Source organism: Burkholderia ubonensis, from assembly GCF_001718695.1.
Lineage (GTDB): Bacteria > Pseudomonadota > Gammaproteobacteria > Burkholderiales > Burkholderiaceae > Burkholderia > Burkholderia ubonensis_B.
Genome location: NZ_CP013422.1, coordinates 499,328 through 524,841, shown reverse-complemented (window position 1 = coordinate 524,841; position 25,514 = coordinate 499,328). Strand labels below are relative to the sequence as shown.

The 25,514-nt window shown below is 70.7% G+C and carries 23 protein-coding genes and 1 pseudogene; 11 read left to right on the top strand and 13 right to left on the bottom strand.

Annotated elements, in window-relative coordinates; all coding sequences use genetic code 11:
- Positions 1–3 precede the first annotated feature (3 nt).
- The 4 genes from WJ35_RS22265 (at position 4) to WJ35_RS22250 (ending at position 3,822) form a co-directional block, all read left to right on the top strand.
- Positions 4–927 carry a DMT family transporter gene (locus WJ35_RS22265; RefSeq protein WP_069240026.1) on the top strand — a complete coding sequence of 308 codons (924 nt, stop codon included), beginning with the start codon at positions 4–6 and terminating at the stop codon, positions 925–927.
- A 64-nt stretch (positions 928–991) separates the two neighbouring features.
- Positions 992–1,759 carry a sensor histidine kinase gene (locus WJ35_RS22260; RefSeq protein WP_060233832.1) on the top strand — a complete coding sequence of 256 codons (768 nt, stop codon included), beginning with the start codon at positions 992–994 and terminating at the stop codon, positions 1,757–1,759.
- Positions 1,760–1,835: 76 nt separating this feature from the next.
- The gene (locus WJ35_RS22255) at positions 1,836–3,179 is read left to right on the top strand and encodes a hemolysin family protein (protein WP_060233830.1); all 1,344 of its coding nucleotides are present in this window, start codon (positions 1,836–1,838) and stop codon (positions 3,177–3,179) included.
- Between the two features lie 58 nt (positions 3,180–3,237).
- Entirely contained in the window at positions 3,238–3,822 is a 585-nt protein-coding gene (locus tag WJ35_RS22250) for a thiamine phosphate synthase (protein ID WP_060233828.1), read from the top strand.
- A gap of 29 nt (positions 3,823–3,851) precedes the next feature.
- Here the strand turns inward: WJ35_RS22250 and WJ35_RS22245 are convergent, their stop codons facing one another.
- Positions 3,852–5,483, bottom strand: coding sequence for a DUF3459 domain-containing protein (locus tag WJ35_RS22245; RefSeq protein WP_060234086.1), 1,632 nt, complete (start codon positions 5,481–5,483; stop codon positions 3,852–3,854).
- 300 nt (positions 5,484–5,783) lie between these two features.
- On the opposite strand from WJ35_RS22245, the gene WJ35_RS22240 reads away from it, so the two are divergent.
- Complete coding sequence (locus WJ35_RS22240; protein ID WP_060044589.1) at positions 5,784–6,494, top strand: class I SAM-dependent methyltransferase; 711 nt, start codon at positions 5,784–5,786, stop codon at positions 6,492–6,494.
- A gap of 9 nt (positions 6,495–6,503) precedes the next feature.
- Here WJ35_RS22240 and WJ35_RS22235 read toward each other — a convergent pair whose 3' ends face one another.
- Positions 6,504–7,157 carry a DUF1345 domain-containing protein gene (locus WJ35_RS22235; RefSeq protein WP_069240025.1) on the bottom strand — a complete coding sequence of 218 codons (654 nt, stop codon included), beginning with the start codon at positions 7,155–7,157 and terminating at the stop codon, positions 6,504–6,506.
- Positions 7,158–7,293: 136 nt separating this feature from the next.
- Here WJ35_RS22235 and WJ35_RS22230 point away from each other — a divergent pair, with 136 nt between their 5' ends.
- On the top strand, positions 7,294–8,019 hold the full coding sequence (locus WJ35_RS22230; protein ID WP_069240024.1) for a metallophosphoesterase: 726 nt from the start codon (positions 7,294–7,296) through the stop codon (positions 8,017–8,019).
- A gap of 34 nt (positions 8,020–8,053) precedes the next feature.
- Here WJ35_RS22230 and WJ35_RS22225 read toward each other — a convergent pair whose 3' ends face one another.
- Positions 8,054–8,761 (bottom strand): RES family NAD+ phosphorylase, encoded by a 708-nt coding sequence (locus tag WJ35_RS22225; RefSeq protein WP_069240023.1) that lies wholly within the window; start codon positions 8,759–8,761, stop codon positions 8,054–8,056.
- Positions 8,752–9,171 carry an MbcA/ParS/Xre antitoxin family protein gene (locus tag WJ35_RS22220; protein WP_060233824.1) on the bottom strand — a complete coding sequence of 140 codons (420 nt, stop codon included), beginning with the start codon at positions 9,169–9,171 and terminating at the stop codon, positions 8,752–8,754. Before WJ35_RS22220 ends, WJ35_RS22225 begins: the two co-directional genes overlap by 10 nt.
- Positions 9,172–9,409: 238 nt before the next feature.
- On the opposite strand from WJ35_RS22220, the gene WJ35_RS22215 reads away from it, so the two are divergent.
- A complete protein-coding gene (locus WJ35_RS22215; protein WP_010090202.1) occupies positions 9,410–10,192 on the top strand; it encodes an ABC transporter substrate-binding protein in 783 nt (260 codons plus the stop codon).
- 217 nt (positions 10,193–10,409) lie between these two features.
- Here WJ35_RS22215 and WJ35_RS22210 read toward each other — a convergent pair whose 3' ends face one another.
- From WJ35_RS22210 to WJ35_RS22200, 3 genes are all read right to left on the bottom strand, one after another.
- A complete protein-coding gene (locus tag WJ35_RS22210; protein WP_014724625.1) occupies positions 10,410–10,658 on the bottom strand; it encodes a hypothetical protein in 249 nt (82 codons plus the stop codon).
- 542 nt (positions 10,659–11,200) lie between these two features.
- Positions 11,201–12,664, bottom strand: coding sequence for a sigma-54 dependent transcriptional regulator (locus tag WJ35_RS22205; protein ID WP_069240022.1), 1,464 nt, complete (start codon positions 12,662–12,664; stop codon positions 11,201–11,203).
- 466 nt (positions 12,665–13,130) lie between these two features.
- A complete protein-coding gene (locus WJ35_RS22200) occupies positions 13,131–14,048 on the bottom strand; it encodes a metal-dependent hydrolase (RefSeq protein ID WP_069240021.1) in 918 nt (305 codons plus the stop codon).
- Positions 14,049–14,483: 435 nt separating this feature from the next.
- Between WJ35_RS22200 and WJ35_RS22195 the strand changes: the two genes are divergently transcribed.
- The 3 genes from WJ35_RS22195 to WJ35_RS22185 all read left to right on the top strand — a co-directional run bounded on the left by WJ35_RS22195 (position 14,484) and on the right by WJ35_RS22185 (position 17,480).
- On the top strand, positions 14,484–14,825 hold the full coding sequence (locus tag WJ35_RS22195; RefSeq protein WP_010096657.1) for an FKBP-type peptidyl-prolyl cis-trans isomerase: 342 nt from the start codon (positions 14,484–14,486) through the stop codon (positions 14,823–14,825).
- A 32-nt stretch (positions 14,826–14,857) separates the two neighbouring features.
- Positions 14,858–15,631 (top strand): AraC family transcriptional regulator, encoded by a 774-nt coding sequence (locus WJ35_RS22190; RefSeq protein WP_069240020.1) that lies wholly within the window; start codon positions 14,858–14,860, stop codon positions 15,629–15,631.
- Positions 15,632–16,028: 397 nt separating this feature from the next.
- Complete coding sequence (locus tag WJ35_RS22185; RefSeq protein ID WP_011881545.1) at positions 16,029–17,480, top strand: MFS transporter; 1,452 nt, start codon at positions 16,029–16,031, stop codon at positions 17,478–17,480.
- Positions 17,481–17,559: 79 nt separating this feature from the next.
- On the opposite strand, the gene WJ35_RS22180 is transcribed toward WJ35_RS22185, so the two are convergent.
- Positions 17,560–18,027 (bottom strand): winged helix-turn-helix transcriptional regulator, encoded by a 468-nt coding sequence (locus WJ35_RS22180; protein ID WP_069240019.1) that lies wholly within the window; start codon positions 18,025–18,027, stop codon positions 17,560–17,562.
- Positions 18,028–18,169: 142 nt separating this feature from the next.
- On the opposite strand from WJ35_RS22180, the gene WJ35_RS22175 reads away from it, so the two are divergent.
- Positions 18,170–19,396 (top strand): MFS transporter, encoded by a 1,227-nt coding sequence (locus tag WJ35_RS22175; protein WP_069240018.1) that lies wholly within the window; start codon positions 18,170–18,172, stop codon positions 19,394–19,396.
- A 149-nt stretch (positions 19,397–19,545) separates the two neighbouring features.
- On the opposite strand, the pseudogene WJ35_RS22170 reads toward WJ35_RS22175, so the two are convergent.
- The 5 genes and pseudogenes from WJ35_RS22170 to WJ35_RS22150 all read right to left on the bottom strand — a co-directional run bounded on the left by WJ35_RS22170 (position 19,546) and on the right by WJ35_RS22150 (position 25,497).
- A pseudogene (locus WJ35_RS22170) lies at positions 19,546–20,714 on the bottom strand (glycosyltransferase family 4 protein).
- Positions 20,714–21,898 carry a glycosyltransferase family 4 protein gene (locus WJ35_RS22165; RefSeq protein ID WP_060233793.1) on the bottom strand — a complete coding sequence of 395 codons (1,185 nt, stop codon included), beginning with the start codon at positions 21,896–21,898 and terminating at the stop codon, positions 20,714–20,716. The pseudogene WJ35_RS22170 and the gene WJ35_RS22165 overlap by 1 nt, the downstream one beginning before the upstream one ends.
- Entirely contained in the window at positions 21,895–23,361 is a 1,467-nt protein-coding gene (locus WJ35_RS22160) for a glucose-6-phosphate isomerase (protein WP_069240017.1), read from the bottom strand. Before WJ35_RS22160 ends, WJ35_RS22165 begins: the two co-directional genes overlap by 4 nt.
- On the bottom strand, positions 23,358–24,494 hold the full coding sequence (locus tag WJ35_RS22155) for a glycosyltransferase family 4 protein (RefSeq protein WP_069240016.1): 1,137 nt from the start codon (positions 24,492–24,494) through the stop codon (positions 23,358–23,360). The genes WJ35_RS22160 and WJ35_RS22155 overlap by 4 nt, the downstream gene beginning before the upstream one ends.
- A gap of 43 nt (positions 24,495–24,537) precedes the next feature.
- On the bottom strand, positions 24,538–25,497 hold the full coding sequence (locus tag WJ35_RS22150) for a glycosyltransferase family 2 protein (protein ID WP_045564559.1): 960 nt from the start codon (positions 25,495–25,497) through the stop codon (positions 24,538–24,540).
- Positions 25,498–25,514 lie beyond the last annotated feature (17 nt).

Here is a 25,514-nt window from a genome sequence, read left to right as displayed (position 1 = left end):
CCGATGACACCCGAAGCCCGCAAGCATGTCCGTGCCAACCTGCTGATGCTCGGCGCCGCCGCGATCTGGGGATCGGCCTTCGTCGCCCAGCGGCTGAGCCTCGACGTGATCGGGCCGTTCCTGTTCACGGGGCTGCGGTTCCTGCTCGGCGCGCTGGTGCTCGTGCCGCTGCTGGCGCTCAACGCGGCGTCGCGCACGCACCTCGCGGCGCTCCGCCGCGCGCCCGCGCTGCTGCTGCCCGGCCTCGCGCTGGGCGCGCTGCTCGCGGCGTCGATCTCGCTGCAGCAGATCGGCCTGCAATACACGCGGATCGCGAACGCCGGCTTCATCAGCTCGCTGTACGTCGTGCTCGTGCCGCTGATGGGCGTGTTCGCGCGCCACCGGATCGGCGCCGGCACGTGGTTCGGCGCGCTGCTCGCGGCGATCGGGCTGTATTTCCTGAGCATCGACGAGCACTTCTCGATCCTGTACGGCGACTGGTTCCAACTGGCCGGCGCGGTCATCATCGCCGCGCACGTGATGGCGGTCGGCCACCTCGCGCGACGCCACGATCCGCTCGTGCTCGCGTTCCTGCAGTTCGCGACCTGTGGCGTGCTGTGCCTCGCGGTCGGCCTCGCCGTCGAGCCGCTCAACGGCGCGGTGCTGCGCGGCGCGCTGCCGACGCTGCTGTACGGCGGCCTGCTGTCGGTCGGCGTCGGCTACACGCTGCAGGTGGTGGCACAGCGCGACGCGGCGCCCGCTCACGCGGCGGTGATCTTCAGCATGGAAGGCGTGTTCGCCGCGATCGCGGGCTGGGCGGCGCTCGGCGAAACGCTGACGCTGCGCGCGCTCGTCGGCTGCGCGCTGATGCTCGCCGGCCTGCTCGCGTGCCAGCTGCTGCCGCGCGGCGACGTGGAGAAAAAGGACGAGGACGCAGTGCCGGCGTGACACGCCCGATCCCTATAATGGCGGTTCCCGGTTCACATCCAACCGCTTCCGACAGGCCCGCCCCTTGACGCCCGACCCCGCCGACCTGCTGCGCGAACGCGCAGCGCACTATGCCGCGCAGGCGGCGCTGTTCCTCCGCGACCAGGCGCTGTCGACCGCGTCGCACGACCTGCGCAGCCCGCTCAACGCGATGCACAGCTGGGCGTATGTGCTGGAGCGCCAGCTGGCCAACGCCGATCCAGGCCTGCAGCGCGCGCTCGCCGGCATCCGCACCGGCATCGACCAGCAGGTGAAGCTGATCGACGACGCGCTCGACGCGCCGCGCGCCGAGACGCGCACGCTCGCGCTCGCGCCGCAGCCGTTCGCGCTGCGCCCGCTGCTCGACGACGTGCTCGCCCTCGCCCGCTTCGCGCTTGCCGACGCACGGCAGGTGACGCTCGACGTGGCGACCCTCGACGGCGCGCCGTCGCTCACCGCCGACCGCGAACGACTCGCGCAGGCGCTCTGGACCATGCTGATCGCCGCCATCGAGGCCAGCTCCGCCGGCGGCCGCGTGGCGTTCTCGTGCGCGCGCGACGGCGCGCGGCTCGTCGCGCACGTGGCCTGCGGCGTGGATGCCGCGGCGCTCGCCGATCCGGCCCGCCCGCACGTGTTCGAGACCTTCGCGCGCCGCGAGATGCTGCGCGAGCGCGACGCGAAGCGCGTCGCATGGGTGCTCGCGCTCGCGCAGCGCGTCGCGCTCGCGCACGGCGGCACGTTCACGCACGACCGGTTCGCCGACGGCGCGACGGTCACCCTCGCGCTCGACCTCCCGTGCGAGGCGCCCGTGTAAGCCAGCAGCGACGCCCAATATTACGTTTGCCTTTCCGGCCCTATACTGACGGGCCTGACATTTCCGGAGCGAATCCTTGGTTCAGATCTTCGCGCTGATCGGCGCGTTGTTCCTGGTAGCCCTCAACGGCTTTTTCGTCGCGGCCGAATTCGGCCTCGTCAAGCTGCGCGCGACGCGCGTCAAGACACTTGCCCGCAAGCACGGCCTGCGCGGCCGCATCCTCGGCGTCGTGCACGGGCGTCTCGATGCGTATCTGTCCGCGTGCCAGCTCGGCATCACGCTCGCATCGCTCGGCCTCGGCTGGATCGGCGAGCCTGCGTTCGCGCAACTGATCGGCCCGCTGCTCGACCTGATCGGCGTGCAGTCGGAGCAGCTCGTGCACCTGATCTCGCTGGCGTTCGCGTTCTCGCTGATCTCGTTCCTGCACATCGTCGTCGGCGAGCTCGCGCCGAAATCGATGGCGATCCGCCAGGCCGAGAAGGTCGGCCTGTGGGTCGCGCTGCCGCTCTACGCGTTTTACTGGGCGATGTACCCGGCGATCTGGGTGCTCAACACCAGCGCGAACGCGGTGCTGAAGCTCGCGGGCCTGTCGGCCGACCACGGCGGCGACGCGCACTACTCGACCGACGAGCTGAAGCTGATCCTGCGCAGCCGCCGCAGCGCCGCCGGCAACCCGTCGCAGCCGGCCCGCGGCGCGTACAGCAACGACGAGTGGAACACGCTCGCGCATTCGCTCGACTTCTCGTCGATGACCGTGTCCGACCTGATGCGGCCGGCCCACGAGATGATCGGCCTGCGCCGCGACATCCCGCTGCCGGACAACATGGAGATCGTCGCGCGGCACCGGTTCAGCCGCTATCCGCTGTTCGAGGACGCGTCGCGCGAACAGGTGAGCGGGCTGATCCACCTGAAGGACCTGCTGCTCGCGCGCCACGCGGGCGCGGCGCTCGACGACCTGTCCGACTACGTGCGGCCGGTGCAGTACGTGAAGCCGGATACGCCGGCGCTGGACCTGTTCCGCCGCTTCCGCAAGGGCGCGCCGCATTTCGCGCTGGTCGGCAAGAAGGGCGAGAAGCCGATCGGCTTCCTGACGCTCGACAACCTGCTCGGCGCGCTCGTCGGCCAGATCCACGACGAGTTCCGCCAGGGCGACTCGGACTGGGCCCGCCTCGACGACGGCACGCTGATGGGCAAGGGCAGCCTGCCCGTCGTGTCGCTCGAGCAGGCGCTCGGCATCGACATCGACGAGGGGCGCGCGGAATCCGTCGGCGGCCTCGTGATCCAGGCGCTGAACGACCTGCCGAGCGAAGGCCAGCGGGTGTCGTTCGACCGCTTCGACGTCGTCGTGAAGAAGATGAACGGGCCGCGCATCGTGCTCGTGCGCGTGTATCCGAAGGTCGCGAAGGAAGCCGACGAATGACGGCGCGCGCCTGCCGCCCCGGCCGCCGCTGCCGCCCCGGCCGCCGGCGCGTCGCGCGATGAGCACGCCGCTGCCGCCCTGCTGCGTGATCACGCCGGAACCGGCCTCCGCGTCGGATGCGGACTGCCGCGCGTTCCTCGACCGGCTGTCGGCCGTGCTCGCGCGCGGCGAGACGCTGGTGCAACTGCGCGTGAAGTCGTTCGATGCGGCGGCGTTCGCGCGGCTCGCGGCCGACGCGCTGGCGCGCTGCGAAGCGAGCGGCGCGCGGCTGGTGCTCAACGGCAGGATCGATGCGCAGACGCTGACGCAACTCGGCGGCGCCGGCCGGCACCTCGACGGCGCCGCGCTGCGTGCGGCCGCGCGGCGGCCGCTGCCGCCCGCGCGGTTCGTGTCCGCCGCGTGCCATACGCTCGACGACCTGAAGCACGCCGAGCGCATCGGCGTGGATTTCGTCACGCTGTCGCCGGTGCTGCCGACGCTCAGCCACCCCGGCGCGCCGGCGCTCGGCTGGGCCCGCTTCGCGGAATGGGCCGCACAGGTCGCGGTGCCCGTCTATGCGCTGGGCGGGATGACCCGCGACCAGCTCGCCGACGCGCGCCGCCACGGCGCGCACGGCATCGCGGGCATCCGCGGCTTCTGGTAGCGGGTTCGCGCGCGGCGGAACCCGGACACTCAGGCAAGCACCCCGCGCCATGCGCCGTCGTCGATCCGGCGCGCATCGTGCGTCAGCGCATACTGGTTGACGTCGCCCGTCAGCCACGCGACGAGCGAATACGGCGGCAGTTCGCCCGCGTCGACCCGGTCGCGCGCGCGGCCCGGCGTCTCGAACACCACCATCCCCGCCGGCGCGTCGAACGGCACCGCATCCGGCGACAGGTTCAGCGCGATGCTGAGCGTCTCGCCGTCGGCAAGCCGCCACGACGCGAGCAGCGCATCGGCCTCGCCGGTGCTGCCCGTGCGCAGCGTGTGCGCATCCTGCGGCCGGCAATCGGCCAGGCGCGGCGCGATCAGCTTCGCGCGCACCGCGAGCGCCGACTGCACGAAATGCGCGCGTTCGAGATCGCGCGCGGTTTCGTCGAAGATCAGCGGAATCTGCGGCGTCAGCAGCGACAGCGCGAGCGCGGCGAGGCCCGCTTCGCGATCCTGCCCGCTGTCGCGCCATGCGCCGTCCGACAGCACGAGCGACGTCAGCGGCAGTGCCGTATCCGCCGGGCCGCCGTCGCTCGGCGCCGCCGGCTGGAACGCGGCGCCGGCGGCCGTCAGCGCCCGCGCGAGCGTATGGATAGACTGATGCGACGAGATGCCTTCATGACCGGACGCGTCGCGGCCCGTCAGCCGGTGCAGCGCGCGTTCACCGCAGCCGTTCCATTGCGCGTCGAAATGCGTGTCGGCAAGATGCGCCGGATGCCGCTCGCTGCCGAGCACCAGGTGGATCAGCCGGTCGGCCGGCACCGCTGCGCGCACGCGGTCCGCGATCTCGCGCAGCCACGTGATGCCGATGCGGTCCGCCTCGCGCAGCCGCAGGCCGTCGCAGCGGTATTCGTCGAGCCAGTACAGCGCGTTGTCGCAGAAGAAATCGCACACTTCCGGATGGTCGAGCGCGAGCGGCGGCGCCTGCAGCGGATCGTCTCGGGAGTGAAAGAACGGCGCGGCGTAATGGCGCAACGCATCCGTGCCGCTGCCGAACCGCGCGTAGTCGAGTTCGAGCAGCACCGCGAGACCGTAGCCGTGCGCGTCGTCGATCAGCGCCTTCAGCGCGTCGGGGCCGCCGTCGATCGCGAGCGGCGCGAACGGCAGGCTGTCGTGCGGCGACGCGAGCAGTTCGAGCGCGGTCACGCCGAGATGCGCGAGCTGCGGCAGCCGGCGGCGCACGCCGTCGAACCCGCCGGCCGCGTGCGGCTGGATCGCGTACAGCGCGATGTCTTCCCACGGGCGGCCGCGCCAGAACGTGTGCCGCCACGTGAACGTGCGCGGATCGACGACCTCGCTCGGGCCGTTCAGCCCTTCGGGCTGCGAGCGGGACGCGGGGTCGGGAATCGAGACCGCGTCGTCGAGGCGATAGCGGTAGCGCGCGCCCGCGCCGCAGTCGGCGAAGACCTCGAACCAGTTGGGGCCGGCCGGCGTCATCGGCACCAGCGTCATGCCGCTGCCGGTGTCGAGTTCGAGCTGGACCTGCGTGCAGCCGGGCGCCCATACGCGGAAATGCGTGCGCGGCGATGCGCCGATCGCGCCGCACGGCTGCGCGCCGGACGACAGGCAGTGAATGTAGTGATGCGCATACGGATCGTGCGGACAATCGGACATCATGCGCTCCTCGTGCGGGCCGAGCAGCATGGCCGCATTCGACGCGGCGCATGGCGCCCGGCATGCGACGGCCAGGCAGGGGGGATGAAAAGTATGCGCCGTTTTGGCGACTGCGACGCAATCCGAACGATCCATTTTTAATACGAATCGACCCTGAGCGAACGCGGGGCGATCGGCCCCGATGGCGGGTAGTCTGCATACCGGAATGGCCGCTGGTCTTGTGGGCCGCGGCCCGCCCGCTTACGCTCGGGCCAACGCGCGCGGGCAGGTCGTCCGCGCCACGAACCCGAGGAATCCGCGATGTCGCTCCCCGCCAGCGCCGCAAAATTCGATCCTGCCCGCGCGCACGAATACGCCGAACAGTCGCGCATCGCGCTCGCCGGTTACGACGCGTGCCACGAACTGTCCGCATGCATGCTCGCGGCGGCGATCGGCGCGCCCGATGCGCGGATCCTCATCGCAGGAGCGGGCGGCACGGGCCGCGAGATCTGCGTGACCGGTGCGCTCGAGCCGGGCTGGCAATTCACGGCCGTCGATCCGTCGGCGCCGATGCTCGCGCTCGCGCGCGCCGGCGTCGAAGCGGCCGGTTGCGGCGCGCGCACGCAGTTCGTCGAAGCCGGGGTCGACGCGCTGCCGGATGCTCCCGCGTTCGACGGCGCGACGCTGATCGGCGTCCTGCATCACGTCCCGGGCGACGCGGCGAAGGCCGCGCTGCTGGATGCGATCGCACGTCGCCTGAAGCCGGGCGCGCCGCTCGTCATCGCGGGCAACCATCGCCGTTACGCCGACCACCCTCGCCTGCTCGATGCCTGGCAGCAACGCTGGCGCATGGCCGGAGCGACACCCGACGCGGTGCGCGCGCAGCTCGCGAAGATCCTGCAAGGCGCGGACCCGCCGGCGTCCGAGGAAGCCGTGTTTGCGCTGCTGCACGACGCCGGGTTCGATGCGCCGCTGCGCTTCTTTGCGAGCCTGTTCTGGGGCGCGTGGATCGCGCTGCGGCGAGCCGCGTGAGCGCGCGCCTCAGCCCAGCAGCCCGGCCGCGACGTTGATCGACAGGCCCAGCACCGCCATGTTGAAGTAGAACGAAAGAATCGACTGCGACAGCACCGCGCGCCGCGCCGGGCGGCTGCCGAGCGCCACGTCGGCGGTCTGCGACGCAACCGCGATCGTGAACGAGAAATACAGGAAGTCCCAGTAGTCGGGCTCCGGATGGTCGTCGGGAAAGCGCAGCGCGCGGTCGGCGCACGGCGAGCCGTAATAGAGCCGCGCGTAATGCAGCGTGAAGATCGTCGGGATCAGGAACCACGCGCCGAACAGCGTCGCGACCGTCACCGCGTAATGGCCGAGCCCCGCGCGAAAGCCCACGCCCTTGGCCGTCGCGAGCTCGATCGCGATCGCCGCGACGCTCGCGACGGTCGCGAAGCAGATGATCGTCAGCACGGTGGTCGCGTTCTCGTCCTCGCGGATCGCGATCTCGCGCACCTGGTGGTGGTGCGCGGTCACCATGCGCACCCACATCAGCGCGAGATACAGCCACACCGCGACATCCCACCCGATCAGCGCGCGCACCGTCGATCGCAGCGGAAGCGGCAGCACCAGCGCGCACAGCACGCCCGCGGCGAATGCCGCCACCAGGCGCGGCCGGTTGCGTAATACCTGCGGATAAAGCGTCATCGTTGCATTCCGAAAGCGGATGGAAAGGGTTCGGCCGGCACGCGGCTGCCCGCTGCGCACGCGCCGGGGCGCACGGCGCCGATTATCGCCATTCCGGCACCAGGTTGCGATGGTCGCGAGCGCCTAAGATATCTGGATGACTTCCTCCCTGTGCCGCCATCCCGCCAATACGACGGGCCGCGACTTCGTGGTCGGCGACCTTCACGGATGCCTCGATGCGCTGCGCGCGCTGCTGCACGAGATCCGCTTCGATCCGGCCCGCGACCGCCTGTTCTGCGTCGGCGACCTCGTCGACCGCGGCCCCGAATCCGAAGCCGCGCTCGACCTGCTCGATCGCCCGTGGTGCCACGTGGTGCGCGGCAATCACGAGGAAGTGCTGAGCCTCGTCGCGCACGGCAAGCTGGCGCCCGACGCGTGGCGCGGCATCGGCGGCGACTGGGGCGCGGACCTGCCGCCGGAGCGGCTGCGCGAACACGCGGCGCGCGTCGACGCGCTGCCGCTCGTGCGCGTGGTCGGCGACGGGCCGGAGCGCTTCAACGTGCTGCATGCGGAATTCTTCGGCGCCGACGCCGATCTCGATACGGGCCGCTACGCGCCCGACGTGCGCGAGCGGCTGATCTGGGGCCGCGATCTCGTCCAGGGGCTCGCCGACCCCGGCCTGCAGCACGGGCTGTCGCTCACGTGCAGCGGCCATACGCCGGTGCGCGCGCCGCTGCGGATCGGCGCGCAGTGGTTCATCGACACGGGCGCGTTCGCGCCGGCCGGACGGCTCACGCTCGTCGAGCCGCGCACCGGCCGGAGCTGGTCGCTCAGTCAGGCCGACGCACGCGCACGTCGCGCGGCCGATCTGCCGCTGCCGTGACGCCGCGGTTCCCGTGCGCACGCAGCGCGTTACGCTAACCGACCTGATTCAGTTCGAACACCGCATCGACCGCGCTGCCGTTCCAGTTGTATTCGAGATAGGCCGCGTGATGACAGTCGCGCAGGATCGTGGTGCGGAACGCCGCCAGGCATTCGCCGAGCGGATCGCGCACCGACGGATAGACGACCCCCGCGCCGCCCGCGTCGCGCACCGCGCGGCCGAGCGCCTGCCCCGCAGCGTAGTTGCGCGGATGCAGCAGCGCCGGATCGCGCCGCGGCCACGTGCGCACGTCGGCCACGTCGCCTTGCGCGACCACCGTGTACAGCCGCATCTGCTGGCGCATCGGCGGCTCCTTCGTCGCGGCCAGGAACAGCCCGCTGTGATAGCGGGTCTCGGCGATCGCCGTGTCGCGCGACCGCGCGCAGTAGAACACGCCGTAGCGGCCGTCCGAGAAGCGGCTGCCCTGCGGATTCAGGTGCGTGAACGCGGCCATGATCGGCCCCCAGCCGAGCCCGTAGCGGCGCTCGTCGGGCGGCACCAGGTCGAGCGTGCCGACCTCGTTGCGGATGCGGTCGTTGGTCAGCGATTCGAGCGCGTAGAGCGCGTCGAAATCGTCCGCCGACGCGACGCGGTCGAACAGGTTGATCGCCGGAAAGCGGGTGGGAATGACGCGATAGGCGGGCGTCCAGTCGAGGGCCGTCGTCGGCCAGTTCATCAACGCGTCGGGAGTGTTCACGCCCATCCGCCTCGCATCGCGTCGAGATACTGGCGCACCGCGACGAGATCGCCGACGTTGCCCGCCAGCATGCGGTCCAGCGCGCGCTTGCCGCCGAACGGCGCGGCGTCGTTCGGGCGCTTGACCCACGCGTCGGCGGCCGCCGACTGCGGCAGCAGGATCTGCAGCGCCTTGTAGATGCCGAGCAGCAGCGACAGCCGTTCGAGCGTGTCGCGCGGCAGGCGCGCCGATTCCGGCGCCGCCTTCCACTTGAAGAACGTCGACCGGCCGGGCGAGCCGAGCAGCACGATCTGCTCGTCGGTCGTCAGCGCCCAGTCGCGCGCGATGTTGAAGAACGCGCGCAGGCCGGCCGCCGACATCTGGGCGACCGAAGCCTGCGGCGGGACGGGATGCGGGATGTGAGCGGGCCGGGACATGAGCGTTAGTCTCAAAACGAATTTACTAACAAGATTAGTCCATTTCCGTATTTGTGCAAGGGTCGTCCCCTTTGCGGCGGCCGCCTCTGCGCCGATCATTCCGATATTTTTTGTCCATTCTGGACTGAGATTTTATTTTCTGCGTTAATGGGTGGGCGGACAGTGCGGCGGCATGCGATGCGGCTACGCACCCACCGCGCCGTCGCGGAACCGGACAGACCACGCCAAGGAACGCACCATGAAGAGACTGATTGCCGCCGTTTCGATCGCCCTGCTCGCGGTATCGGCAGGCCCCGCCGCCGCGAAGGACTGGACCACGCTGCGCTTCGGCACCGACGCGAGCTACGCGCCGTTCGAGTCGAAGGCGCCCGACGGCAAGCTCGTCGGCTTCGACATCGATCTCGGCAACGAGATCTGCGCGCGCCTGAAGGCGAAGTGCGTGTGGCTCGAGAACGATTTCGACGGGATGATCCCGGCGCTGAAGGCGAAGAAGTTCGACGCGGTGCTGTCGTCGATGTCGATCACCGCGCAGCGCGCGGAGCAGATCGCGTTCACGACGAAGATCTACAACCAGCCGACGCGTCTCGTCGTAAAGAAGGGCTCGCCGCTCGTGCCGAGCGCCGATTCGCTGAAGGGCAAGTCGATCGGCGTCGAACAGGGCACGACGCAGGAAGCGTACGCGAAGGCGTACTGGGCCAAGCAAGGGGCGAACGTGGTGTCGTACCAGAACCAGGACGGCGTCTATGCGGACCTGCTGGCCGGCCGCCTCGACGCCGCGCTGCAGGACGAGGTGCAGGCGGCGATCGGCTTCCTGAAGTCGCCGCGCGGCGCCGGCTACCAGTTCGTCGGGCCGGAGCTCGTCGACGAGAAGGTGCTGGGCGTCGGCGCGGGCATCGGCCTGCGCAAGGAGGACGCGGACCTGAAGGCGAAGATCGACCGCGCGATCCTCGACATGGTCAAGGACGGCACCTACAGGCGGCTCGCGTCGAAGTACTTCGATTTCGACATCTACGGCGGGTGATGGGGCTGATGCGGCGGCGCGCGGCATGCTGCCGCGTATCGCAGGCATCGCGGACAGTTCGTTCCCGCCAGCAAGCGCGGACGCTCGACGTCAAAACATGAAGGCAGCGCGCTACTGCCGTCCACTGCCGCACCGGTTTCGTCGCTCGTCTCGCGCGGCACGCTGCCGCGTATCGCCGGCATCGCGGACGATTCCCCCACGCCGCGAGCGCTCGACGTCAGAACGTGAAGATCGGGCGTCGCGGCACCCGCGCGCGCGCACACATGCCCATCCGGATCGGATTGGCGAGCGTGAAAGCACCGGCGCGACGCGGATGGCCGGGAATCAGCCGGATCCGCCTCGCGCCGAGCGCGCAAAGCTGGCCTGTCGATGCATGGCGGCCGGCCGCGCGCTGCGCGCTCGAGCGGCGATGCAACGCATCGCTGCGATCGCGGCCAGCCGGCAGCGGCGTGTGACGATGGTTCATTTTTGGTACCCCGTAGTCGCTGTGCTGCTTGTTTCGGCGCCCGGAAGACCCCGGCGCTCCGGCGACTCGACGACGGCCCTTGCCACGCGGCGCGCGTCTGTCGCGCGCGCCGCCGCCCTCCCCGTGAGCTCGATTCCGGCCGTGTTCGTCCGTCGTGCTGCCGAACCGGCCGGATGCCCGTCGTCGACTTTCGCACCTCGACATTCGCAAGGAGCGCGCCAGGCGAGCGCAGGCCCGTCGCCACGGGGCTTTCGTCGGACGACTTGCGCCGCGAACCGGCGCCAGCAGGCCTGACGTTTCAAAACTGAAACACACGATGGGGAAACGGCGACCGCACTGCGACGCGGAATACGCCGCAGGCCGATGCTCGGCGCGGGTGTGGAAAATTTGCCCGGCGCGTGCGGCGCGCCATGGCGGGCGATCGCCGCGCCGGTTCGCGCGCACGCCGGCACGAAACGTTTCACGGGCTTTACACAGAACCGCGAATCGCCCGCGCACGGGCGCACGGCCGGGACCCGCCGCAGCGCCGTTACGCGCCGCGTTCAGCCGACGCGCTGGTTGTCCGCGTCGCCGGCCGGCGAGCCGTCCTTGCCGCCGTCGCCGTTGTCGTGATCGCTCAGCCCGTGCTCGATCATCATCCGGTAAAGCGTCACGCGCGAAATGCCGAGTTCGGCGGCCGCCTTGTTGATCCGGTGATCGTTGCGCAGCAGCGCATTCTCGATCGCGGTGCGCTCCGCCAGCGCGCGCGCCTGTTCGAGCGTCACGGGCTCGGCTTCGCCCGGGGTCTCGAGCCCGAGGTCGTGCGGCGTCAGCAGCCGGCTCTCGGCCATCACGATGCCGCGCCGCACGCGGTTGATCAGCTCGCGCACGTTGCCCGGCCACTCGTAGCGCCGCATCGCGTCGAGCGCGGCCGACGTGAAGCCGCTGATCTTGCGGCCGCTGTCCGCCTTGTATTTCTGCAGCACGTAATGCGCGAGGATGTCGATGTCCTTGCCGCGCGCGCGCAGCGGCGGCTCGTGGATGCGCAGCACGCACAGCCGGTGATAGAGGTCCGCGCGGAACCGGCCGGACTCGACCGCGCCGTCGAGATCCACGTGCGTCGCCGACACGATCCGCACGTTGACCGGAATCGATTCCTGGCCGCCGAGCCGTTCGATCCTGCCCTCCTGCAGGAAGCGCAGCATGCTCGCCTGGCTCTCGAGCGGCATGTCGCCGATCTCGTCGAGGAACAGCGTGCCGCCGTCGGCCGACTCGATCCGCCCGGCGCGCCGCTGGCTCGCGCCGGTGAACGCGCCGCGTTCGTAGCCGAACAGCTCCGATTGCAGCAGGTGATGCGGAATCGCACCGCAGTTGATCGCGACGAACGGCCCCTTGGCGCGCGCGGAACGTTCATGGATCGCGAGCGCGGTGAGCTCCTTGCCGGTGCCGGATTCACCGGAGATGAACACGCTCGCGTCGGTCTTCGCGACCTTGCGGATCGTGCTGAACAGCTGCTGCATCGCCTCGCAGTTGCCGATCATCCCGTGTTCGCCGATCGACGCCGCATAGGCCGCGCCGTCGACGCGGTCGAGCGCCGCCATGCCGCGCGCATGGCCGAGCACGTGCGAGATCCATTCGTACGGCAGCGGCAGCGTCACGTAATCGAAACAATAGCTGCGGATCAGCTCGCGCACCGCCTGGCCGATCGTCACGCCGGCCTGCGCGACCGAGATCCAGCCGATCGCCGGCAGGCTCAGGCACGCCTTCAGCGCGGGGAAATCGCGCGACGTGAAGCCGGTGAAATCGATCAGGCCCGCCGCGACGCCCGCGCTGGACGTCATGTTCTGCGCGGCGCCGGCCGACTTCGCGACCGCGATCTCCCAGCCGAGCGCGCGCAGCTGCGCGAGCAGCGGCTCGTCAGGCGAATTCGCAATCACGAACAGCTTGCGCCCGGCCTCGGGCGCGGTAACGGACAAGAGCGGCGTTTCGGCCGCCGTCGGGTTTGCATCGGGTGATTTTGCAACCATCGTTGTTCCCCGCTTGGCGTTGGTATCGTGCGCCGGCTCGTCGCGGCGTGCGACGCAGCTGTTCGAACCCACATATTGGCCGCATTTCCGTCCGAATAGAATCCCCCAAGGCAATAATCGCGCGGCCCGCGAATCGGTCGATGAACGGTATATCGATACCGCCGAGGGGCGGCTGGATGGGGGTTATCCCGATTGGTGGGATTTTCCGGGGCGCGCGCGAGCGGTCCGGGAGTGCGCCGGTCGGGAGCGGGCCAGGCGCTGGACGGATGCGGGACGGGCGTGGGTCGGACCGACGCGGGCGCGGCGGCGCTCGCAATGCGCAGCGCGAGCCGCGCATGCGTAACCGTTTTCCGATTGACCTCGGTCAATCGTCGGATGAAGGCGTCGATGATGCAGGAACGCAACACGCGCCGGTCAGGGCGCCGCAGCGCACCCGTTCGCGCCCCAAAGCGCCCCTCACCCCGCGTCAGCGCGTCGAAGCGATCGGCCCGAGCGCACCGGCGCGACCGCGGCCGACCGACGGGAGGCTGGCCGCGCGCGATGCGGCGACGAGCGCGTCGACGCGGGCGAGATGGTGGCGGTTGTCCTGATCCCACGGATGGAAACCGGGCCGCAAGAAGCTCAGCCATTCGCGCGCGATGCACGGAAACAACCCGCGGCGCGGCCCGTACAGGAACGCGATCATGCTCAGCGTCCCGCGCAACCGGTGCCGGATCGCTCGATCGCGCGACAACAGCGTGACGTGCAGCAGGAACACGGTCGGCCAGAACGTCAGCGTCGTCAGCAGATAGGCGCCGATCCGGATCAGATAGCGACGCGGGCCGGGGCGGATCGCCGCGTTCCACACGTCGAACGACACCGACTTGTGCTCGGTTTCCTCGAGCGCATGCCAGATCCACATCTGACGGTAGCCGTCGACCGAGCCGGCCAGCCGCGACGGATCGCGCAGGATCCAGTCGGCGAGCATCGCCGTGTAATGTTCGGCGGCGACCGTGTGCGCGAGCTGCACCGAATGCGGCAGCGTGCGCTTCAGGTAGCCGAGCACCGCCCAGACGCGCCTGTCGAGCTTGCGCGCCGGCAGCCGGTTCACCTGCAGCAGCTCGTTGTATTCGACGTGCTCGCGCGTGTGCATCGCCTCCTGGCCGATGAAGCCGAGCACCTGGCGCTTGAGCACCGGATCGTCGATGCGGTCGCGGTAATGGCGCACCGCATCCATGAAGAAGCGCTCGCCCGCCGGAAACAGCAGCGACAGCGCGTTGAAGAAATGGGTGACGTGCGGCCCCTTGCCGTGCCAGTCCTTCGCGCGCTCGACCGGCAGGTCGAAACGCAGGTCGCGGCGCACCGGCATCACGTTGGCCGCGGTGGCGGAAGCGGCTGATTTCATGTTGGTTCGTCTCCTGTCCCATGCTTCGTGCACGGGTCTCGTGCGATGCCGTTCCGGGCCGGTCCACGCCATCGAAAATCTTGACATTGACAGATGTAAAGATAGGTCGCAGCGCCCCGCACGCGCAAGCCGCGCGGTAGACGCACACTTCCAAACACCTTGCAATGCAAGCGACGGAACGAACGGCGCCGAAACGGCGTGCATCGACGGGGAAATTCGAACGCGGAACGGCGTCGCCGGACGGCCCGCGCCGGCGGCGACGCAGGGGATGCACGCGCCTACGCGGAATCGGATTCATACGGCGCGCGCCGGCCGTGCGCCCGAGGCGGGCCATGCGGCCGCCGATCGATCCGGATCGATTCAAACGGGCCGGTCGAGCGCCGTGCTCGCCTACAATAGCGGTTTCACCCAACCCCATTCAGGACAGGAGCAGTCATGGCAGTCATCACGACCGATACGGGCCTCAAGTACGAAGATCTCACCGAAGGCGCCGGCGCCGAGGCGCAAGCGGGTCAAACGGTCAGCGTGCATTACACGGGCTGGCTGACCGACGGCCAGAAGTTCGATTCGAGCAAGGATCGCAACGACCCGTTCGCGTTCGTGCTCGGCGGCGGCATGGTCATCAAGGGCTGGGACGAAGGCGTGCAGGGCATGAAGGTCGGCGGCGTGCGCCGCCTGACGATTCCGCCGCAACTCGGCTACGGTCCGCGCGGCGCGGGCGGCGTGATTCCGCCGAACGCGACGCTCGTGTTCGAGGTCGAGCTGCTCGACGTCTGACGCCCCACCGTCCACCGTCCGCCGTCCGCCCGATGGAACGCGTCGCGTCCCCCACCCTTGCACTGCGCCGCTACGACGCGTCGGAAGCGTCGGACATGCACGACTTCCACCAGGTCGTGCTCGGCGTGGACGGCGCGATGGTGATGGCGGTGGACGGCGTCGGCCAGCGCATCGACCGGCACGCCGCGTGGCTGATTCCGGCCGGTTCGCGCCACGATTACGCGGGCCTCGGCGACAACCGCCAGCTCGTGCTCGACCTGCCCGCATCGTCGCTCGCGGTGCCGCGGCGGCTGTTCGACGGCGCACGCGCCGTGTCGATCGACCCGGGCCTGACGGCGCTGGTCGCGCAGGTCGCGGCCGCCGCCGAACGGCTCGACGCCGCGGCCGGCGACGCGCAGCGCGCGGCCGCGCATCGTTTCCAGTGGCACGCTGCGGCGCGCCTGTGCGACGCGCTGCTCGACGACGCCAGCCTCGCCGCGCCCGCGGCGGGCCTCGATTTCGCGCGCATCGACCAGTGGCTGCGCGCGCGGCTCGCCGAGCCGCTGCGCATCGCCGATCTGGCCGCGCATTGCGGCTACGGGATGCGCCGGTTTCATCAGCTGTTCGTCGACGCGTTCGGCGAAACCCCGCACCGCTACCTGCAGCGGCTGCGTCTCGACGCGGCGGTGATCCTGCTCGCCGGCGGCCGGCACCCGCTCGCGGACATCGCCGGGCAGGTCGGCTTCGCCGACCAGAGCGCGTTTACGCACGCGTTCACGAAACGGTTCGGCGTCGCGCCGGGCCGCTGGCGCAGCGAGCGGCACTGAAAGGTTTGGGGCGGCTCGGGCGCTGCTGCTGTCAAGCCGCCGCATCGCGCGACATCCGCATGGCGTTGCGTGCTTCACGTCCTGATCGGCGGTGGCGTCGGGCACACGCGCTGCCGTCAAGCCGTCGCATCGCGCGGCCACCCGCATGGCGTTGCTTGCTTCACGTCCTCATCGGCGGTGGCATCGGGCACACGCGCTGCTGTCAAGCCGCCGCATCGCGCGACATCCGCATGGCGTTGCGTGCTTCACGTCCTGATCGGCGGTGGCATCGGGCACACGCGCTGCCGTCAAGCCGTCGCATCGCGCGGCCAGCCGCCTCGCATCCTCATCCTCAGCAACATCGATACTTCACCGCAGGCCGAAACATCCCGCACCCGACGCGTCCTACGATACGCGCATGGACACGTCACGCTCCCCCGCCCTGCCGCCCGCGCTCGCACGCGTCGTGGCGACCGTCAGCGTCGGCTTCGTCGTCACGCAGCTCGACGTTACGATCGTCAACATCGCGCTCGCGCATCTCGCCGGCGATCTGCACCTGCCGGTCGCCGCGCTGCAGTGGGTCGTCGATGCGTACACGCTCGCCTTCGCGGTGCTGATGCTGACGGGCGGCGCGCTCGGCGACCGCTTCGGCGCGCGCCGCCTGTACGTCGCGGGCCTCGTGCTGTTCTCGGTCGCGTCGCTCGCGTGCGGCGCTGCCGTCTCGCCCGCGATGCTGATCGCCGCCCGCGCGGCGCAGGGCATCGGCGCGGCGGCAATGCTGCCGAATTCGCTCGCCTTGCTCAACGACGCGTGCCGGCACGACCCGCGGCTACGCGCGCGCGCCGTCGGTGCATGGACGGCCGCGGGATCGATCTCGATCGCCGCCGGCCCGGTGGTGGGCGGGCTGCTGATCGCCGCCTGGGGCTGGCGCGGCATCTTCCTCGTGAATCTGCCGCTGTGCGCGGCGGGGCTCGCGGCCACGTTCGCGTGGGTGCCCGCGCGGCGCGCCGATGCGGCGCCGCCGCCGGCCGCCGCGCGCCTGCTCGACGTACGCGGCCAACTGATCGCGATCGCGATGCTCACCGCGCTGACCGCCGCCGTGATCGAATGGCGGCCGCTCGGCTTCGTGCATCCGGTCGTCGCGGGCGGCTTCGCGGTGGCGGCACTCGCCGCGCTCGCGTTCGTCGCGGTCGAGGCGCGCAGCACGGCGCCGATGCTGCCGCTGTCGCTGTTCCGTCGCCGCACGTTCAGCGCGGCCGTGCTGTTCGGCGTCTGCGTGAACCTCACCTATTACGGCACCGTGTTCGTGCTCGCGCTGTATCTGCAGCGCGTGCGCGGCGAAACGGCGCTGCAGGCGGGCCTCGCGTTCCTGCCGCTGACGGGCGGCTTCCTGCTGTCGAATCTGGCGAGCGGCCGCGCGGTCGCGCATGACGGCCCGCGCATGCCGATGTTGGCCGGTGCGCTGGTCGCGGCCGTCGGCTACGGATCGCTGCATTTCGTCGACGCGCAGACGCCGCTGCCGCTGCTGCTCGTGCCGTTCCTGCTGATCCCGGCCGGCATGGGCTTCGCGGTGCCGGCGATGACGACGGCCGTGCTCGCGTCGGTCGAGCCCGCGCGCGCGGGCATCGCGTCGGCCGTGTTGAACACCGCGCGTCAGGCGGGCGGCGCGATGGGCGTCGCCGCCTTCGGCGCGCTCACCGGCGCGGGCGGCGCAGCGCAGACCGTCCACGGCCTGCGCGTCGAAACCGCCGTGTCGGTAGCGCTGCTGATCGCCGCCGCGTTGCTCGCGACGCTGGTGCGGCGCGACGCGCATCGCGACCCACATCGCGACGCGGCGGCCGCACGTCGGCCGGTGTCGGCCGCGGACTGATCGGCAGGTCCATCGTCGGCGCACGACGAGCCGGCCGATCGCAGACGCCAACCGCGATTGCGCGATGCGCAGCCGCGCGTCAGCGCGGCCCGTTCGAATCGTCGACGACCTTGCGCACGAACGTTTCCGCCGCCTTCACCGCGCGCCCGTCGTCGTGCCGCAACGCGATCTTGCGCAGCGCGCGGCCGGTCTTGCGGTCGACCAGCACCGAATGCGGCTCGCCGCGCTCGAACAGGTTCGCTTCGCCCCACTGGCGCAGCATCACGATCACCGGAAACAGCCCCTCGCCCTTCTTCGTCAGCGCGTACTCCTGGTACGCGGTGCCGTCCGACGCCGGCACGACCTCGAACACGCCGGCCTCCACCAGCATCCTGAGCCGGTCCGACAGGATGTTGCTCGCCACGCCGAGGCTCGCACGGAAATCGCCGAAGCGGCGCACGCCGTCGAACGCGTCGCGCACGATCAGGAGCGCCCACCGGTCGCCGACGATGTCGGTCGCCCGCGCCACCGGGCACGGCGAATCCGCCAGACTTCTCTGTCTGGCCATATTGCTCTCCGCTTTCCTTTCGGCCGCGTGGGCCGCCCTCGATGCGCGGGCCCGTCGCCCGACGCTTTTCAGTTGCATTTTAAAACTTGTTTTTCTACACTCCAACAGGTTTCTATTTGCAACTACTTGAGTGAGAACGCCGATGGAATCGTCCTGCTGCTCCGACCTGGCCGCGTCGGCTGCGCCGCCGCGCGCCGCGAACCAGGCCCGCGTGCCGACCGCGACCGTCGCGCTGCTCGCCGCCTGCTGCGCGGCGAGCGTCGCGAACGTCTACTACGCGCAGCCGCTGCTCGATTCGATCGCGCGCGACTTCGCGATACCGCATGCCGAAGTCGGCGGCGTCGTCACCGCGACGCAGCTCGGCTGCGCGCTCGCGCTGCTGTTCGTGGTCCCGCTCGGCGACCTGCTGAACCGCAAGCGGCTGCTCGCCGTGCAACTCGTCCTGCTGGCGGCGGCATGCGCGTGCGTGGCCACGGCGTCGACACGCATCGCGTTGCTGGCCGGCATGGTCGCGCTCGGCCTGCTCGGCACCGCGATGACCCAGGGCCTGATCGCCTGCGCGGCGGCGCTCGCGGGCGACGGCGAGCGCGGGCGCGTGGTGGGCGCCGCGCAGGGCGGCGTCGTGATCGGGCTGCTCGCCGCACGCTCGCTCGCGGGTGTGGTGACGGACCTCGCCGGCTGGCGCGCGGTGTATCTGGTGTCGGGCGCGGCCGCGCTCGCGATGCTCGCGGCGCTCGCCCGCCTGTTGCCGGCCATCGACGCGCCGCGCGAGCGCATCGGCTATGCGGCGCTGCTCGCATCGATGGGATTCCTGCTGCGCCGCGACCGCGTGCTGCAGGTGCGCGGCATGCTCGCGCTGCTGATGTTCGCTGCCTTCAGCATCTTCTGGAGCGCGCTGGTGCTGCCGCTCAGCGCGCCGCCGCATGCGATGTCGCATACGGCCATCGGCGCGTTCGGCCTCGTCGGCGCGCTGGGCGCGGCGGCCGCCGCGCGCGCGGGACGGCTCGCCGATCGCGGCCTCGGCCAGGCGACGACCGGCGCGGCGCTGGTGCTGCTCGTCGCGTCGTGGCTGCCGCTCGCGTTCACGACGTCGTCGATTCCGCTGCTGATCGTCGGCATCGTCCTGCTCGACATCGGCGGGCAGGCGATTCACGTCGTCAACCAGAGCATGATCCTCGGCGCGCGCCCGGACGCGCACGCGCGCCTCGTCGGCTGCTACATGCTGTTCTACTCGGTCGGCAGCGGGCTCGGCGCGCTCGCGTCGACGATCGCATATGCGCACGCGGGCTGGCTCGGCGTCTGCGCACTCGGCGCGGCGGTCAGCGTGGCCGCGTCGTGCGTATGGGCCGCGACGCTCGAGCGCCGATAGCACACGCCGAACACGTCGCGCCGCCCGCGCGGCGGCCATGCAACGAACGAAAAAAACGGCTCGCCGAAGTCGGGCGAGCCGGTCCGTGCCCCGGCGCGAGGTCGCCCTGCGCGCCGGTCGCGGTGCGTCACGCGTCACGCGTCGCGCGCTCAGCTGGCCGCGCGGATCGCCTCGTCGTAGACGCCGGCGACGCGCCGCGCGATCACCGCGTTGTCGAAATGATCGCGTGCATAGCGCTTGCACGCGGCTTCGTCCGGCAGCGCGATCGCGCCCGACAACGCCGCGCCGAGCCCTTCCGCGATCGCGTCCGCGCCCGTCGACGGCAGCACCAGATCGTCGGACAGCCCGGCGACCGCCTCCGGCAGCCCGCCGATCGGCGTGACCAGCACCGGCGTGCCGGATGCGAGCGATTCGACGGTGATCAGCCCGAAGCCCTCGAGCGCGACCGTCGGCACGACGCTGACCGTCGCCGCGCGATACAGCGCCGCGAGATGATGGTCGGGCACGAAGCCGAGCAGCTTCACGTTGTCCTGCAGCCCCGCCGCGTCGATCCGCTGCTGCAGTTCCTCGGCGAGCTTGCCCTTGCCGGCGATCAGCAGCAGCACGTCCGGATGGCGGCGCTTGACGAGGCCGACCGCGTCGATCAGATCCTCGAGCCCCATGCGCCGCACGAGCCGCCGCACCGCGAGCACGATCGGCCGGTCCTGCGGCAGCTGCAGCTTGTGCCGCGCCTGAGCGGGCGCGAGCGGCGTGTCGAACTGCGCGGTGTCGACGCAGCCCGGGATCACGCGCACGCGCTCCGGATCGATGTCGTAGCGGCTCGTCAGGATCTGGCCGAACGCCTGCGACAGCACGATCAGCCGTGACGAGCGCGCATACACGGCATGCTCGAGATAGCGCTTCGCGCGCTGCCCGAGCGACGCGGCGCCCTCGACCTGGCTCTCGTCGGCCCATGGCCCCTGGAAATGCGACACCTGCGGAATCCCGCGCGTGACGTCGAGGCCGGGGAACGTATACAGCGCGAAATGCGACGAGATCACGTCGGGCCGCTCGGTGCGGATCACGTCGCGCAGCGCGCGGCGCGCGGCCAGCATCCGGCGCGCGAGCGGCTGCTCGGCCGGGCCGAAGCCGCGGATCGCGCCGCCGGTGTCGTTCGCGACCTGCGCTCGGAGCCCGCGACGAGCCCGCGCACCTCGACGCCCGCGCCGGGCAGCGCGCCGACGAGCGAGTAATACATCCGGTCGAGGCCGCCCGCACGTTCGGGAAACCAGTGCATGCCGATCTGCAGCGATTTGATCGGCCGGGTGGAATGAGACATCACGATTGCTCCTGCGTGACTGCATGCTCGACATGCCCGAAGGCGGTCGGCTGCGAGGGTTGGCCGATGCGCCGGTAAAGCGCGACATACTGGGCGCCCATGTGCGCCCAGCCGAAACGGGACATCAGGTCGCGCGCCGCCGCGCCCATCGCGCGGCACGCGTCGCGCGACGCCGCGAGCGTGCCGATCGCCTGCGCAAGCGCGGCCGGATCGTCGGGATCGTCGAGCACGATCCCGCACTCGCGCGTGATGATCTCGGCGCCGCCCGCGGTGCGCGCGGTGACGACCGGCAGGCCGGCCGCCATCGCCTCGAGCAGCGACAGGCTCATCGCCTCGTAGCGCGACGGAAACACGTACGCGTCGACCGAGCGCATCAGGGTCGGCATGTTCCTGACGAGCCCGAGGAAATGCACGCGCTTGCCGAGCCCGAGCGCGCGCGCCTCGTCCGGATACGGGCTGCCGGGCAGGTAGCCCGCGACCGCGAGATGCACGTTCTCCGGCAGCGTCGTCAGCGCCTTCAGCACGGTGCCGAGGTTCTTGCGCGGCGTGCGCAGGTCGCCGACGAACAGCAGCAGGAACGCGCCGGCCGGCAGCGCGAACGCCGCGCGGTCGGGCTGCGCATCCGCGAATGCGCCGGCGTCGACGCCGTTGTAGATCACGCTGATCTTGCCGCCGTCGATGCCGAGCCCGCGGATCTCGTCGGCCACCTTCTGCGACACCGCGGTGATCGCGCGCGAGCGCCGGTACGCCCAGCGTTCGAGCGCGGTGTTCACGCGCGTGTAGACGTACTGGTAGGCGGACCACAGGCCCTTGGTCAGCCCGAACGGGTAATACGGGCTCTTGAACCAGCCGCCGTGCACGAAGTGCGCGGTGTTCACGTCGGCCCTGATCCACGAGATGAAGCCGTTCACGTGCAGCACGTCGTATTCGCCGCGATGCGCGCGCAGCCACCACGCGCTCTTCAGCGCGAACACCTGCTGCCTGACGAGGTTCGACGGCCAGAAGCGCCCGACCTTCACGGGCACCCAGCGCACCCGGTGGTTCGCGAGCAGCTCGGGCGCGACGTGCGACGCGACGAGCGTCACCTCGTAGTCCTCGGCCAGCGCCGCGCGGGCGATCTCGTAGTTGACGCGGCCCTGCCCGTCGTTATGACGCACGACATGCGTGACGATCACGATTCTCAATGGTCGGCTCCCGTTAAGGTCGCGGCGGATGACTGGCGCCGGGCCTTCTGCCAGTGCGCCGCGGAAAGAATCGAAAAAATGGCGGTGAACAGCAGCAGCCCGCCGGTGCCGATCAGCGAGTTCGTGAACACGAGCATCGCGAATACCGACAGGCACAGGCTCAGGCAGGCGCCGACGAACTTGTCCTTGCGCAGCCTGAACGCCGCGCGCAGCGTGCGGCCGAGCAGCAGCACGAGCCCCGCGAGATACAGCAGCGTGCCGGGCCAGCCGAGCACGAACGGCACGTTCATCACGCCGCTGTCGAAGCTGCCGTACTTGCCGAGCTCGCCGCTGTCGCTCGACAGCTTGGTCGATGCGCCGGTCGCGCCCATGCCTTCGCCGGCGACGTCGGTAAATGCCGTCTGCGCGAAGGTCGCGTAGAACTTGTTGCGGTCGTCGTAGCTGCGGTCGTCCTTCAGGTTCGTGATCGACTGCAGGCGCGCGCCGAGACGGTCGGCGACCGGCCCGACGGTCAGCAGCGGCACGCACAGCCCGGCCAGCACGAGCCCGCTGACGATGATCCGCACCCGCACGCGGTTGCTCGACTGCACGAGCTGGATCGCGAGCGCGATCACCCAGCCGCCCCACGTCGAGCGCACGAGGCACAGCGCGAACGAGATGAAGCCCATCGCCCCCGCCACCCAGCGGATCTTCTGCGGCGCGGCGAGCACGAACACCAGCGCGCCCATCATCGCGAACGCAAACGGCCCCGACGAGTTCATCGTGCTGAACACGCGCACGCCGTACGGCACGGGCTCGCCCTGCGAGCCCATCTGCGAGCCGACCATCCACAGCACGTCCCACTGCGGCATCAGGAAGTACTGCACGACGCCGTATGCGCCCATCACGAGCATGCCCCACATGAAGGTGGACAGCAGCACGTCGCGATATTCGGGGTAGTCGCGCGCGTTGACCATGATGTGAAAGCCGATCAGCAGCGGATACACCCAGTTCGCGAGGTCGTAGGTCGCGGCCATCACGCCGCTCGACACGATGCCGACGAGGTACGCGTACGCGAGCCCGAACAGGATCAGCAGCACGGGTATCCCGCGCCGCTGCGCGAGCACGCGGTAATGGCGCACGAGGCCGAGGCCGGCGATCATCGTCACCGCGAGCGGCGCGACCTGGATCAGGCTGGTCGGCGTGAACGCGCCCTTCGACCAGTCGGCGAGACGCCGCACCTCGGGGCTCAGGAACCACACCCACCACATGAAGCCGACGTAGCGCGCCGGACTCTTGAAATACAGCCACAGGCCCACCGCGATCGACAGAACCGGGAACGCGAGCGTCAGCACCGATCCCTGGTGCGCGGCGATCAGCACGGCCGTCAAGGTCCACAGCCCGGCCTGCCCGGCCCAGTGCTTCGGCTCCGCGAACCAGCTGCGGCTGCGCGACGGCGCGCGTTCGGCGGCGATCGTACTCATCGCGACGAAGGCTGCGAATCCGCGAGCGGCAGCGCCATGCCGGCCGCCGCCGGCGTGCGGCGCTGGCGCAGCAGGTCGCGCGTGATCCGCACGTGCTGCGCGGCGAACGCCTGCGTCGTCAGGTCACGCTCGCGCAGCCGCGCAGCCGCGGCCTGCGCGGTCGCGAGCGCGCGGCGCGGGTCCGCCGCGAAGCCGTCGGCCGCCTGGCGCATCGCCTGCGCATCGAACGGCGGCACGTAGGCGGCCGTATCGTGCGGGAAGTAGTCGACGAGCCCGCCGACGTCGGACACGATCATCGGCTTGCCGACCGCGGCCGCCTCGAGCATCACCGTGATGCCCGACGCATGGTAGTTCGGCCGCAGCGGCACGACGATCACGTCGGCCCACGCATACAGCTCGTGCTGCTTCGCGAGCCCGGACGCCGAGCCGATCGTCACGTTCGGCGCGCGCCATTCGCGCGGCACGCGCCGGCGCGTCGCGAGCCGCACGTCGTAGCGGTCGTCGCCGCCGAACGCGGCGAGGAAGGTGCGCCAGTCGCGATCGCGGTCGTTGCCGATCGCCGCGATGCGCAGCGGCCGGCTCGGCGTCCATTGCCGCGGCTCGGCGATCGGGAAATCCTGCGTGTTGAGCCCGTAATGGACGAACAGCGCGTCGCGATGCAGATAGCGGCGGCACAGCTGGGCGTTGTCGCGCGCGAGCGTCGTCAGCACGTCGGCGCGCGCGAGCAGCTTGCGATACAGCCAGCGGCGCAGGCGGCCGTAGCCGCTCCATTTGTCGTACAGCCACACGCTCTGCGCGAGCAGCAGTGGACGCTTGCCCCGCTCGCCCGCCAGCTTCAGGATCAGCGACGCGGCGAGGTGCTCCTGCTCGGTGTGCGTCCAGATCACGTCGGTGCCGATCAGCGCGGCGCGGTTGCGCCACGCATGCACGACGTCGAAGCCGAGCGCCGCCTTCAGCGCGCGGCGCGCGAAGCCGACCACGCGGCTCTCGCGCGCGTCCTGCGAATAGGTCAGCGTGAATTCGTCCGATTCGGCGTGGTGATAGCCGTACAGGCAGCCGATGTCGTCGCCTTTGCGGTACGTGCGCGGATCGGCGCCGTAAAACAGATGGACGTGCACTTTCGTGGGAGTCATGCGAGCCCTCCAGATTTGGCCGCGCGAAACGCGCGCGGGCCGTTCAAGACGTCACCGGCGGCATCGCCGCACGGTGGGAGGCCAGGGTCGCGCGGCGGGCGTCGCGCGCGCCGCGCCGCACCGCGCGCCAGTGGTCGCGCACGCGGTCGCGCTGCGCGGTATGCAGCGACAGCAGCAGGTGCGCAAGCCCCGGGTACACGCGGGTGCCGACCAGCATCCACCACCACCACGCGATCTCGCGCCGGATCGGCGGCAGATGCTCGCGCAGCGTCAGATGCAGGTTGTACGCGCCGTTGCTGATCGCGTTCAGCGACGCGGCGTCGCGCCGGTCGTCGTCGAAGCGCTCGGCCGGAAAGTGATCGACCGCGATCGCCGGGTCGTAGACGAGCGTCCAGCCGGCGCGCTGCACGCGCATGCTGAACGCCATGTCGTTGTGCACCTGCGCGCCCGCGCCGCGCAGCCGCGTATCGAAGCGCAGCCGCTCGATCGCCGCGCGCCGGAAGCTCATGTTCGCGCCCTTCAGCGTGTCGACTTCGCGCACGCCGCCGACGCCGAGATGATGATTGCCGATGATCTTGCCGGACAGCGTGAGCTGGCCGACGCGCTCGCGCGATTCGTCGAGCAGGCGGCCTTTCTCGTGCACCCAGTCGCGCCCGCCGACGGCGCCGACGCGCGGATCGGCGAGAAACGCGGCTTCGATGCGCGCGAGCCAGTCGGGATGCGGCGCGGCGTCGTCGTCGGTGATCGCGACGATGTCGCCGTGCACCGAGTCGAGGCCCTTGTTCAGCGCGGCGACCTGCCCCGGCACGTCGACCGGCACGACGCGCAGCGGCAGCGTGCCGCCCACCGACGGATCGGCGAGCCGCTCGTGCGTCGCGTCGTCTTCCGGGCGCGCGACGACGATCACCTCGTCGGGCATCCGCGCCTGGCGCTGCAGCGCATGCAGGCAGCGCGCGAGATCGGCCGGACGCCGGTAGGTCGGAACGAGCACGGAAATTTTCATCGTCGAGCCTCCAGCCG